This is a genomic window from Oceanobacillus saliphilus, from assembly GCF_023522835.1.
Taxonomy (GTDB): domain Bacteria; phylum Bacillota; class Bacilli; order Bacillales; family Amphibacillaceae; genus Oceanobacillus; species Oceanobacillus saliphilus.
Window position 1 is genome coordinate 242645 of sequence record NZ_JALCZU010000002.1, and the last position, 13525, is coordinate 256169.

Consider the following 13525-nt stretch of genomic DNA (forward strand, 5'->3'; position numbering starts at 1 on the left):
TCACATAATCCCCTTTCCTATCGCATCTTCAACGGAATCAAAACCGTATCTGTTTAAGGTTTCGGGTAAGGCATCAATAATTTCCGGGCATACAAATGGATTGCTGAAATTGGCAGTTCCAACAGCAACAGCACTTGCACCAGCAAGCAGAAATTCCAGAACGTCCTCTGCATTACTAATACCACCCATACCGATAATAGGTATCGACACATGTTGTTTCACTTCATAAATCATTCGAATCGCAACAGGTTTGATTGCCGGTCCGGACAATCCTCCCGTTTTATTGGCTATTAATGGCTTTTTAGTCGGCAAGTGGATTTGCATTCCAGTGATCGTGTTGATCATCGAAAGCCCGTCCGCTCCTGCTAATTCCACTGCTTTGGCCATTTCCACGATATTCGTTACATTTGGTGACAGCTTGACATATACCGGTAATTGACTTGCATTCTTTACGGTTTCCGTTACTTTTGCCGCCATGGACGGATCGGTGCCAAATTGAATCCCTCCTTCTTTCACATTCGGACAGGATATATTTAATTCAAGTGCATGTACCTGGTCTGTCTGATTAAAAGCTGCAGCTACTTTCTCGTACTCTTCAAGTGTGCTTCCTGCAACATTAGCTATAATAGAAGTGTCATACTGTCCAAGAAACGGAACTTCCTTTTCGATAATTTTTTCCACTCCCGGGTTTTGCAATCCGATTGCATTCAGCATACCGGAAGCCGTTTCAGCTACCCTTGGAGTCGGATTGCCAAATCTTTCAGTCCCTGTTGCTGCTTTCATGATCACGGCACCAAGCTTACTCAAATCATAAAATTCACTGTATTCTCTTCCAAATGCGAAACACCCTGATGCAGGCATGATTGGGTTTTTCAATTCCAGTCCAGGCAGATTGATTGCTAGATTTGTCATAGAGAAACCTCCTGTGCATGGAAAACGGGTCCATCGCTGCAGATTTTTTTGTATCCGCCATTCGAATCAGTTGGAATAACGCAAGCCATACAAGCACCTACACCGCAGCCCATCCGCTCTTCCAATGAAATCATGCCAGGCTTATCGACGAGCTTAGCAGTGATTGCTTTCAGCATTGGTACAGGTCCACAGGAATAGTAACGATCAAATTGTCCTGCCTTTTCGATAACATCTGTCACAAAACCTGTTTCACCGTAAGAACCATCATTTGTCACAATATAAGTTCTTCCTAAACTGCTGAACTTTTCCTCGTAAAATACACTTTTCTCCGTCTGAAAGCCGAGGATGGAGATGATCTCTTTATTTTTTTCTGCCAATGTTTTCCCCAGATAGTATAGCGGAGGGACACCAATCCCTCCACCAATCAATAGAATTGTTGATGGCTCTTTATCAACTATTTGAAATCCATTACCGCTCGGACCTAATACATCCATTGACATACCAGGTTTTAAAGTAGCAAGTTTTGCCGTTCCTGACCCCACAATTTTAAACAATAGTGTTATTGTTTCTTTTTCTCTATTTATATCTGCAATCGAGATTGGCCTTCTAAGCGTTTGTCCATCAACAGCCACGTGCAGAAACTGACCCGGAATTGCCGTTTTGCTGATATACGCATTTTCCACAACCATTTCAATTGTATCCAGTGCTATTTGTTCAACGAATTTTATCAACATCGTCTCTTTTTTTATCATTGTACAAATGCCTCTTTTTGTCCCATTGGTTTTGCGCTGAATGTTGTTGAATCAATTACATTCAGGATAGCATTTGCAGTGTCCATGTTTGTTAAACAAGCAATTCCGTGTTCCACTGCTTCTCTGCGGATAAGGAATCCATCAGATCTCGGTTTTTTGCCCGAGTTAAGTGTATTAATAACGAACTGCACCTGGCCATTTTCGATAGTGGATAAAACGTTTGGCTGGGTATCGCCGATTTTCTCCACTTCGACAACTGGCAACCCTGCATTCCTGACATACGCTGCCGTTCCTTCCGTTGCATAAAGCAGGAATCCCAATTCATGGAAACGATCAGCAATCTCAAGCATTTCCGCTTTATCCTTGTCTGCTACAGTGAGAAGAACGCCGCCTTCCTGCGGTACAGTTAAACCAGCTGCAATCAAGCCTTTATATAAAGCTTTTTCCAATGTTTTATCATATCCGATTGCTTCACCAGTCGACTTCATTTCCGGTCCTAGGATTGTATCAACACTACGAAGTTTTTCAAAAGAGAACACTGGAATTTTAACGGATACCTGTTTTTGTTCTGGTAAGATTCCAGTTTCATATCCTAAGTCTTTCAGTTTGGTTCCCAGAATGCATTTTGTAGCGAGATTTGCCATTGTAACGCCAGTTATTTTGCTTAGGAATGGTATTGTTCTGCTCGCACGTGGATTTACTTCCAGTACATAAACGGCTTCCCCACGAATGATAAACTGGATATTGATTAAACCTTTCACATCAAGGGCTTTTGCAATTTTTGTTGCGGCATCCATACATTTTTCCTTTACTGCATTGCTTAATCGTTGTGGTGGATACACCGCCATGGAATCACCAGAGTGCACACCGGCACGTTCAATATGTTCCATGATGCCTGGTACGATCGTAGTGTCACCATCACTGATTGCATCTACCTCTGCTTCAATTCCTGTCAGGTATTTATCAATCAGGATTGGATGCTCGGGATCGATATTATCTGATTTTGCAAGATAGGTTTGCAATTCATCATCATCATAGACTATTTCCATTCTGCTCCCACCGATTACATAAGAAGGTCTTACAAGTACGGGATAGCCGATTGTATTAGCTACATCTATCGCTTGATCTAATTTTTTAACTGCTTTCCCTTTAGGTCTCAGAAGGTTAAGCTCATCCAATAATAGCTCGAATTTATCTCGATCTTCTGCACGGTCAATAGCTTCCAGATTCGTCCCTAAAATGGTAACTCCTCTTCTTTCCAGACCTGCAGCAAGATTGATTGCCGTCTGACCACCGAACTGCACAATAACCCCTTCCGGCTGTTCCAGGTCTACGACATGCATGACATCTTCCAATGTTAATGGTTCAAAGTAGAGCTTATCGGAAATACTGAAGTCTGTAGAAACTGTTTCCGGGTTATTATTCATAATAATCGCTTCATATCCCATTTCCTTAATAGCAAGTACAGAGTGGACGGTTGCGTAATCAAACTCAATACCTTGTCCAATTCGAATTGGACCGGAGCCGAGAACAAGGATTTTTTTGCGATTTGATGGGATGGATTCATTTTCAAATTCATAGGTGCTGTAAAAATAAGGTGTTTCCGATTCAAATTCCGCTGCACATGTATCAACCATTTTATAAACAGGTTTTATATTCTCGTTCATTCGCTGTGCATAGATGTCATCAATTGTAGCATTCCATAATCTTGCAATTTGCGTATCTGCAATTCCAATTCTTTTCGCTTTTTCCAGCAATTCCTTGGAGAATGGATTTTCAGCCAATTCCTGTTCAAACTCAATAAGTCTTTCCAGTTTGACAAGGAAAAATGGATCTATCTTAGTTAATTGAAAAATACGTTCTGTCGTAAAACCCCTTCGAAAGGCTTCTGCTAACACAAATATCCGCTCATCATCTGCTTTTTCCAAACGTTTCACCAACGTCTCTTCTGAAACGTTTACTAAGGATTTTAACCATAGTTCTTCCGTTCCAAGTTCAAGTGAACGAACACCTTTTAATAGGGATTCTTCAAACGTACGGCCAATCGCCATAACTTCACCGGTTGCCTTCATTTGTGTACCAAGTCTGCGATCTCCAGATGTGAATTTATCAAAAGGAAATCTTGGGAATTTGGTTACGATATAATCAAGTGCAGGCTCAAACATGGCATATGTTTTCCCAGTAATAGGATTGATGATTTCATCCAATGTATATCCTACAGCAATCTTCGCAGCCACTTTTGCAATAGGATAGCCTGTTGCTTTGGACGCAAGAGCGGAAGAACGGCTTACCCGCGGATTTACTTCAATAATGTAGTAGTCAAAACTGTTCGGATCTAGTGCAAGCTGTACATTACAACCGCCCTCTATTTTCAATGCACGAATGATTTTTAATGATGCGTTTCGTAACATGTGATATTCCCTGTCACTTAATGTTTGCGATGGAGCCACTACAATCGAATCTCCAGTATGAATCCCGACTGGGTCCACGTTTTCCATATTACACACTACGATAGCCTGGTCATTTTTATCACGCATCACTTCATATTCAATTTCTTTGAAACCAGCAATATTTCTTTCGACTAGACATTGATTAACAGGGGACAATGCTAATCCATTTTTTGTTATGTCTTTTAGCTCCTGCTCGTTATAGCACATTCCTCCACCAGTTCCACCAAGTGTGTACGCCGGTCTAACAATCAGCGGATAACCAATTTCAGCTGCAAAATCGAGAGCCTCTTCAACGGTATGCACGATACTGCTTTCTGGAACAGGTTCATTCAATTCATTCATGAGGTCTCTGAACTGCTCCCGATCCTCAGCCTTTTGAATTGCTTCCAGTGTTGTACCTAGCAAATGAACATTATATTTAGAAAGTGTGCCTTTCTCATCGAGCGCCATAGCCAAGTTCAATCCTGTTTGTCCACCTAGGGTTGGCAATAATGCATCTGGCTGTTCTTTACGGATAATTTTAGTAAGGAATTCTACCGTTAACGGTTCCATGTAAACTTTATCTGCAACTGTATTATCGGTCATGATTGTTGCTGGATTGGAGTTAGCAAGTATGACTGTGTAACCTTCTTCCATTAAGGCCTGGCATGCTTGTGTACCGGAGTAATCGAATTCTGCTGCCTGACCAATGACAATTGGACCGGAACCGATTACTAATATTTTCTGGATGTCTGTATTTTTAGGCATATGCTTCCTCCTCATGCTTTTTTTGATTTTTTTTAATCATGTTCATAAAGTCATCAAATAAATAATTGGTATCCTCTGGCCCCGGGGATGCTTCCGGATGATATTGTACGGAAAAAGCCGGGTAATTCTTATGCCGGACTCCTTCAACAGTGCGATCATTCAAAGCAATTTGTGTAAGTCCCAGATCCGTATTTTCAAGTGATGCTTCCCTTACTGCATAGCTGTGATTTTGTGATGTTAGATACGTTTTCGAGCTTTTTATGTCTTTGACCGGATGGTTTGCACCACGATGTCCAAATTTCATTTTCTCTGTGTCAGCTCCACAGGCAAGTGCCAGCAGCTGGTGGCCAAGACATATACCGAACACAGGAATTTTCCCTAGTACATGCTGAATCATTTCAATTGCTTCCGGTACATCTTTAGGATCTCCGGGTCCATTTGTCAGCATAATGCCATCAGGCTTGAGACGTAAGATGGCTTCTGCAGTGTAATCATGAGGTACGACAGTAATATGGCAGTTGCGCTTTGTCAGTTCGCGTAGAATACCATGTTTCGCCCCAAAATCAACCAATACAATCCGCAGTCCGCGTCCTGGCACTACGTAAGGCTTTATCGTTGAAGTTGTTTTAACCTGATCGGTGGGCATGGTTAGATTTCTTACCTTTTCAGCAAGATGCTCTGCCGCGGGTTCCAAATCGGAAATGATTGCTTTCATTGTTCCGTGTCTACGGATGATTTTTGTCAGTTTTCTAGTATCTATTCCTTGAATTCCTGGAATATCATGCGCTTTTAAAAAGTGGTCAAGGCTTTCTTCATTACGGAAGTTGGAAGGAGCATCACTTGCTTCCTTTACAACAAATCCATTAATAAACGGTGTCACCGTTTCAAAGTCATCGCGATTGATACCATAATTTCCGACAAGCGGATAAGTCATCGTAACGATCTGACCGCAGTAGGAAGGATCCGATATAACCTCTTGATAGCCTGTCATTCCTGTATTGAATACGACTTCTCCTGTTGACACCCGTTTACTTCCAAAACCTTCCCCGATGAATACTGTACCGTCTTCCAGAACCAATTGTCTTTTAGCCATGAATATCATCCTCCTCATAAACAACTTTACCTTCTGCAATTGTTAATACTGGTAATCCTTTAACTTTCCAATTATGGAATGGCGTGTTCTTCCCTTTCGAATAGAAAGTGTTCTTATCAATGACCGATTCCTTTTCCAGATCAACTACTGCTATATCTGCAACCCTTCCTTCCTCAAGCGTTCCATAAGGCAGGGCAAAAACTTCTGCAGGTTTCAGTGTCATCCACTCAACTAATTGGTTAAGGCTAATTTTACCTGTTTCCACTAGATTTGTATAAAGAAGTGGAAAAGCAGTTTCCAGTCCAACAATACCAAATGGTGCTTTTAAAAATCCCTGTGCTTTTTCATCTGCTGCATGTGGTGCATGATCGGTTGCAATAAAATCAATGGTACCGTCCATTAATCCTTCCAATAATGCCTGCTGATCTTCTTTCGCACGAAGAGGCGGATTCATTTTAAAGTTAGCATCGTTTTCGCGGATATCTTCTTCATTCATCAGTAAATGATGTGGTGTTACCTCAGCAGTAACATGGATTCCCGCCTTTTTTGCATCGCGGATTACACGAACGGACTCCTTCGTGCTGACGTGGCAAACATGGTAATGACAATCTGCAGCTTCTGCAAGTAGCACGTCCCTTGCAATCTGGACCGATTCACTTAATGAAGGTATTCCAGGAAGGTTCAATCTTCCACTTACTTCTCCATCATGGACAACTCCCCCGTATACGATGGTATTGTCTTCGCAATGGGCAACAATTGAAGTACCACATGCTGCAGCTTCCTTCATCGCGCTAAGCATCTGATCTGCCGTCTGTATCCCAACTCCGTCATCTGTGAAGGCAAATGCCCCCATTTCACTTAATTCCTTAATATTTGTCCGTTCTTCACCCTTTAATCCTTTCGTGATTGCAGCATAAGACAGAACGCGAACCTTTGCATCGGTTTTTATTTTTTCCAAAAGTGCGCTTAACGCTTCTTTACTGTCTGGAACAGGATTTGTATTTGGCATTGCACAGACAGTCGTATAGCCTCCTCGCGCAGCGGCTTCTGTCCCGGTAATAATTGTTTCTTTGTGTTCCCCACCTGGTTCACGAAGATGGATATGAACATCAATAAAACCGGGTAAAACCAACTTTCCGTTCAAATCAATGATTTGATCAGCGTCATCTGAAATCTCTGTATCCACTTTTTCTATCATGTTCCTATTTATTAGTATTTCACAAGCGACTATTTCATTAGTTGGCAGCAAGCGTTTTGCATGCTTTAAAATTGTTTTCATTGTTAATGATCCCCCATTCATTTAATACGGTCATCATAATAGCCATTCTTACAAAAACACCATTTTCCATTTGTTTGAAGATTCGTGACCGCCCACATTCAACCAGGTCTGTATCAATCTCGACGCCCCGATTGATAGGTGCAGGGTGCAGGATAATTGCCTGATTTTTCATTTTTCTCTCTCTTTCTTTTGTTAACCCATAAAGCTGAAGATAATCAGATGTTTCGGCCTTGTGAAGATGCCTTTCATGCTGGATGCGAAGCAGGATGACCACATCACAGATTTCCACCGCTTCATCTATTGAAATATAAGGAAAATCGAGTTCATCGTCCTCAAATCCTGGTGCAGCACATAAATGAACATCTGCTCCGAGCTTACGAAGTGCAAAAGCATTGGAACGCGCTACCCGGCTATGTTTAATATCACCGACAATCACAACCTTTAATCCCTCAATAGTGCCAAACTCCTGATAGATCGTTAACAGATCAAGCATACATTGTGTAGGATGCTCTTCCTTCCCTGCACCAGCATTGATGACAGGAATTGAAATTCTGTCGTCGAGTTCTTCGAACCAGCTGTCTGAATGATGTCGGACTATTAGAAGATTCGATCCAATAGACTCAAATGTTCTCGCAGTATCATAAAGGGACTCCCCTTTAAGCACACTGGATGATTCTGAATGAAAATCAAGGATTTCCAAACCTAGCTTCCTTTGAGCGACAATAAAACTCATCTTTGTACGTGTACTTGGCTCGAAGAAAAGATTTGCAGCAAATAATTGTTTATTCAAGTTTACAGGCTTGTTTCGATAATCTTCAGCAGTTTCCAGGATGGAGTAAATTTCTTCTACACGGAGTTGATTTACAGATAAAAAATGTCTCATTTATTCTCCTCCTTAACAGGTTTAAAATTTATCTATTTTCATCTTAGAATACTCGGAATTTAGCAAGCTTTCGGTGGCAGTCGTCGTATACTAATCTAGTTCAGAACGTTTTTATGCTTCCTAAACTACAAAAAACTAAAAACCTCTATGCAGAAGGCTGCATAGAGGTACACGTGTAGATCTCCCCACACGACTCTCCGGACAACCTTTCAAACCTCTCTGGATTTGATTAAAAGTTGGACTATTTATTTTTCATAAATGGAAACCTGGTCATACTCATCAATTTCAACTAATTTAACTACGATGATTTCCTTATCTGAAGTAGGAATATTTTTTCCTACGTAATCAGCACGGATTGGCAACTCACGATGTCCTCTGTCAACAAGAACAGCAAGCTGTATACGAGAAGGTCTTCCAATGTCCATAACTGCATCCATGGCGGCTCTCACAGTCCTTCCTGTATAAAGAACATCATCGATTAAAATGACATTTTTTCCGGTCAACTCCACATCTATCGTTGCTGATTTAAATTCCGGTTCATTACTGATATTCGCTTTTTTCAAATCATCACGATACATTGTAATATCAAGTTCACCAAATGGTACTGCTATACCTTCAATTTGTTTAATTTTATCTTGAATTCGTTTAGCGAGTGGCACGCCTCTTGTTTTAACACCCACTAGAATCAGGTCTTCGCCACCCTTATTTTTCTCCAAAATTTGGTGGGACATTCGTGTCAATGCTCTGTTTATTGCAGCTGTATCCAATATTTCTGTCTTTTTCTTCACCACAATGCACCCCAATTCATATAAAAAACCCTTTTTTCCTGGTTGGAAAAAAAGGGTTTAAAGTCCATCATCGCACTCTATGTTACCGTACCCTTTTTAGCCTCACAGGACTACTATTTAAAGGTCATCTATTCATTTAGTTCATTATTGCAAACAATAGAACGTATGTCAATACATTTTCTTAATTGTTTCAAGGACTTCCTGAAATGCCTCTGGTGCTTCCACTTCAAATTCCAGCCATTCCTCTGTTCTAGGATGGGTGAAACCGAGTGATTTTGCATGAAGCGCTTGTCCCTCTGTATCCAATGTCTTTCTTTGGCCATATTTAGGATCACCAACTAGTGGAAAACCAATATATTTCATGTGAACACGGATTTGGTGAGTACGTCCTGTTTCCAGCTGACATTCCACATGTGTGAAATCCGGAAAATGGTTTAGTACTTTAAAATGCGTAACTGCAGGTTTTCCATTATCGACGATGCCCATCTTTTGCCGGTCTTTTGGATCCCTTCCAATCGGAGCATCAATCATACCTGTTTCATGGGTAATCTCTCCGTGAACGACAGCCTCATATTTACGTTTAATTTCCCTGTTGGATAACTGCTCCGATAAATGGACATGTGTATGATCATTTTTCGCTACAACTAAAAGACCGCTTGTATCTTTATCAATTCGATGTACAATTCCTGGCCTTTCAACCCCGTTAATACCCGATAGGTCTTTGCAATGGTGAAGCAAAGCATTTACGAGTGTACCACTTTGATGGCCTGCAGATGGATGGACAACCATCCCTTTTGGCTTGTTAACTACAAGTAAATCACTATCTTCATAAATGATGGATAATGGGATATCTTCAGCCAGTACATCCAATTCGACTGCTTCCGGTATCGACCACTTAATTTCGTCACCTGTATGACATTTATGATTCGCTCTTGAGGGTTCGCCATTTACCATAACATGATCTTTACTGATCCATGTTTGAATTTGTGACCGTGAACGATCTGGATTAATTTCAGACAGAAGTTTATCCAATCTCGTTTTATTTTGCTCTTCTGTTACTACATGATTAAAATACGTCATTTTTTTGGCTTTTCCTTTCTTTGTTTCAATTCATCGATGATTGTTGCAAAAATCACTACTATAACACCAATTGTTAAAGCGGAGTCTGCCACGTTAAAGATTGGAAAGTTATAATTAAATATAATAAAATCTGCAAAATCGACCACTTCCTTGCGGAATACCCGATCGATAAAGTTACCTATTGCACCACCTAGTATTAAACTTAGACCAACTGCAAGAGTTCTATCGTTTTTTGCAAATTTTTGCATGTAATAAATTATCCCAACTACAACAATGATAGTAACAATATAGAAAAATATCATTTGACCTTGTAAAATCCCCCAGGCGGCACCCGAGTTTCTATGTGAAGTGAGATAAAAAAAGTTTTCGATGATTGTTATTTGTTCACCAAGTTCCATTTCTTTTACAACAATCCACTTTGTAAGTTGGTCAATTCCGATTATAATCAGCGCAATGACATAATACCAGTGCATCTCATTTCCCCCGATTCTATTTCTAAGTCCTTATTATCTTATACGTTAAGCCTATTCTTTTCAAGGACAAGCGTACACAGATCGTTGTTACATACGGGCAAACAATAAAATATCCCTCTTTATTCAAGAGGGATATTTTAGGAGTAGAAAGTATAAACACCCTCCCACTACATACGGGCAACTAAGGCTATCACCAAAAGGATTAGTGACAGCCAAGTTTTCTAATGGATAATCTGCAGTTAAACCGTATAGTGCTCTTTAACTACTGTTGCACAACGCGTACATAATTCCGGATGATCATGATCTTTACCAACTGTTTCGGAAGCGACCCAGCAGCGTTCACATTTTTCTCCAGGATGTTTTTCTACCAATATATTTGCATAGTTGTATTCTTTTGTTCGATCATCACTTTCACTGATTACTGCCTCGGATACAATCAAGAACTGATGTAAATGCTCCAAGGAAGCTAATACTTCTTTGGTTTCTCCATCTTTTGGAACGATTGTGATTTTAGCTTCCAATGATTTCCCAATAACTTTTTCGTTTCTCGCTTCTTCTAGAGCTTTCAGGACATCATCACGAACTTTCATAAAATGATCCCATTTCGCTTCAAGGTTTTCCATACCAGCTACTTTTCTTGCTTTAGGAATGTCTGTCAATTGAACACTTTCCTCTTCAACACCCGGGATGTATTCCCAAACCTCATCCATCGTATGTGGAATGATTGGTGTTAGCAATTTAACTAAAGTAGTGAGGATTTCGTAATAGCCAGTTTGAATACTACGACGGCGTTTATTATCTGCAGCTTCGATATATAATACATCCTTCGCAAAGTCAAGATAGAATGAGCTTAAATCGACTGCACAGAAATTATGGATTTGGCTGAATGTTGGTGAATACTCATACTTCTCATAGTTTTCACGAACATCCGATACGAGCTGTTGCAAGCGGTGCACCATGTAACGATCCACTTCTTCTAATTCTTGATCAGGTACAGTGTCTGTTGCCGGATTAAAGTCAGACAGATTAGCTAATAGGAAGCGGAACGTATTTCTGATTTTACGATATGCTTCCGAAGTCTGTTTCAAAATATCATCTGAAATACGAACATCCGCTTGATAGTCAACACTTGCAACCCATAAACGTAAAATATCGGATCCAAGTTGCTTTTGTACTTTGGATGGGACGATTACGTTGCCAAGCGATTTACTCATTTTTCTGCCGTTACCATCCAATACGAAGCCATGACTGATAATTGTTTTATAAGGCGCTTTTCCTGTAACAGCTACTGCTGTTGACAAGGAAGAGTTGAACCAACCTCTGTACTGGTCACTGCCTTCCAGGTAGATATCTGCTGGTCTTCTATGGTCTTCACGATTCATCAGCACCCCTTCATGGGAAGAACCGGAATCAAACCAAACATCCATGATATCTGTCTCTTTCGTGAACACTCCATTTGGACTATGTTCAGAAGTAAATCCTTCAGGAAGCAGGTCTTTCGCTTCTTTTTCAAACCAAATATTAGATCCATGCTCTCTAAACAAATCAGAAACATGGTTTACTGTTTCATCCGTAATGATTGGCGTACCATCTTCACCGTAGAATACCGGGATTGGAACCCCCCATGCTCGTTGACGGGAAATACACCAGTCTTCACGGTCACGCACCATATTATACAATCTTGTTTCTCCCCAATTTGGATACCAGTTGACTTCTTTTATTTCATCAAGAATTTCTTGACGGAAATCTTTAATGGAAGCAAACCATTGATCCGTTGCGCGGAAGATAGTCGGTTTTTTCGTACGCCAGTCATGTGGATATGAATGGGTAATAAAGCTCATTTTCAATAATGCACCAGCTTCTTCAAGTTTTTCAGTTACTACTTTGTTGGCATTATCATAAAATAGCCCTTCAAACCCAGGTGCTTCCTCCGTAAATACCCCTTTATCATCAACAGGACAGAATGCATCGATACCATAGCTTCTGGATACATAGAAGTCATCTTCCCCATGACCTGGTGCTGTATGGACACAACCCGTACCAGCATCTGTAGTTACGTGTTGGCCAAGCATAACAAGAGATTCACGGTCATAGAATGGATGTTTTGCAACTACCCGATCTGCTTCCTGCCCTTTAAAGATTTTGACCACATTTACATTTTCCCAGCCCAGTTCTTCAGAAACTGCTTCAAGTAGAGCATGAGCGAGAATGTATTTTTCACCATTTGCTTCCACTACAACATATTTCAATTCCGGATGCAGGCTGATTCCGAGATTAGCAGGAATCGTCCATGGGGTCGTCGTCCATATAATGATTTTCTCTCCACCGTCAAATAAATCTTTACCATCCGTTACTTCAAAAGTTACATATATGGAAGCAGAGCGTTTATCCTGATATTCAATCTCGGCTTCAGCAAGTGCTGATTCGGAAGATGGGGACCAGTAAACAGGTTTTAAGCCTTTATAGATATAGCCTTTTTTCGCCATTTCACCAAATACTTTAATTTGTGATGCTTCGTAATCCTTTGTCAATGTGATATATGGATTATCCCAATCACCACGGACACCAAGCTGCCTGAACTGTGTACGCTGGCTGTCCACTTGTCCTAATGCATATTCAGCACATAACTTTCTGAACTCCGCTACACTCATTTCTTTACGTTTTACTTTTTTATTTTTTGTTAAAGCTGTCTCAATCGGTAAACCATGTGTATCCCAGCCAGGAATATATGGTGCATGGAAGCCTGTCATTGATTTATAACGGACAATAAAATCCTTCAAAATCTTATTGAGCGCATGTCCGATATGAAGGTCACCATTTGCGTATGGCGGGCCATCATGCAAAACGAATAATGGTCTGTCCTTTGTACGTTCCAGACTCTTTTCATAAAGGTTCATTTCATCCCATTGTTCCTGTCTTTTTGGTTCTTTATTTGGCAGATTGCCTCGCATTGGAAATTCTGTTTTTGGCATAAGTAACGTTTCTTTATAATCCATTGTGCTTCCTCCTTGTATTGTTCACTTGTCATATTGCCTTGTTGCGTACAACTAGCTTCAGTTCCCAGAAAC

The 13525-nt window shown here is 40.6% G+C and carries 10 protein-coding genes; all 10 read right to left on the bottom strand.

The features are described 5' to 3' along the window. The 10 genes from MN204_RS04270 to ileS all read right to left on the bottom strand — a co-directional run bounded on the left by MN204_RS04270 (position 1) and on the right by ileS (position 13453). Entirely contained in the window at positions 1 to 912 is a 912-nt protein-coding gene (locus MN204_RS04270; RefSeq protein WP_249869846.1) for a dihydroorotate dehydrogenase, read from the bottom strand. Beyond that, entirely contained in the window at positions 909 to 1664 is a 756-nt protein-coding gene (locus MN204_RS04275) for a dihydroorotate dehydrogenase electron transfer subunit (RefSeq protein WP_249869847.1), read from the bottom strand. The genes MN204_RS04270 and MN204_RS04275 overlap by 4 nt, the downstream gene beginning before the upstream one ends. Further along, the gene (carB, locus tag MN204_RS04280; RefSeq protein ID WP_249869848.1) at positions 1661 to 4861 is read right to left on the bottom strand and encodes a carbamoyl-phosphate synthase large subunit; all 3201 of its coding nucleotides are present in this window, start codon (positions 4859 to 4861) and stop codon (positions 1661 to 1663) included. The genes MN204_RS04275 and carB overlap by 4 nt, the downstream gene beginning before the upstream one ends. Beyond that, complete coding sequence (locus MN204_RS04285) at positions 4854 to 5954, bottom strand: carbamoyl phosphate synthase small subunit (RefSeq protein ID WP_249869849.1); 1101 nt, start codon at positions 5952 to 5954, stop codon at positions 4854 to 4856. Before MN204_RS04285 ends, carB begins: the two co-directional genes overlap by 8 nt. Beyond that, the gene (gene pyrC, locus MN204_RS04290; protein ID WP_249869850.1) at positions 5947 to 7233 is read right to left on the bottom strand and encodes a dihydroorotase; all 1287 of its coding nucleotides are present in this window, start codon (positions 7231 to 7233) and stop codon (positions 5947 to 5949) included. The genes MN204_RS04285 and pyrC overlap by 8 nt, the downstream gene beginning before the upstream one ends. Then, a complete protein-coding gene (locus MN204_RS04295; protein ID WP_249869851.1) occupies positions 7190 to 8116 on the bottom strand; it encodes an aspartate carbamoyltransferase catalytic subunit in 927 nt (308 codons plus the stop codon). The genes pyrC and MN204_RS04295 overlap by 44 nt, the downstream gene beginning before the upstream one ends. Positions 8117 to 8361: 245 nt before the next feature. Then, positions 8362 to 8904, bottom strand: coding sequence for a bifunctional pyr operon transcriptional regulator/uracil phosphoribosyltransferase PyrR (gene pyrR / locus MN204_RS04300; protein WP_249869852.1), 543 nt, complete (start codon positions 8902 to 8904; stop codon positions 8362 to 8364). Positions 8905 to 9072: 168 nt separating this feature from the next. Beyond that, positions 9073 to 9984 carry an RluA family pseudouridine synthase gene (locus MN204_RS04305; RefSeq protein WP_249869853.1) on the bottom strand — a complete coding sequence of 304 codons (912 nt, stop codon included), beginning with the start codon at positions 9982 to 9984 and terminating at the stop codon, positions 9073 to 9075. After that, a complete protein-coding gene (lspA, locus tag MN204_RS04310) occupies positions 9981 to 10457 on the bottom strand; it encodes a signal peptidase II (RefSeq protein WP_249869854.1) in 477 nt (158 codons plus the stop codon). Before lspA ends, MN204_RS04305 begins: the two co-directional genes overlap by 4 nt. Positions 10458 to 10696: 239 nt before the next feature. Further along, on the bottom strand, positions 10697 to 13453 hold the full coding sequence (gene ileS, locus MN204_RS04315) for an isoleucine--tRNA ligase (RefSeq protein ID WP_249869855.1): 2757 nt from the start codon (positions 13451 to 13453) through the stop codon (positions 10697 to 10699). Between the last annotated feature and the right edge of the window lie 72 nt (positions 13454 to 13525).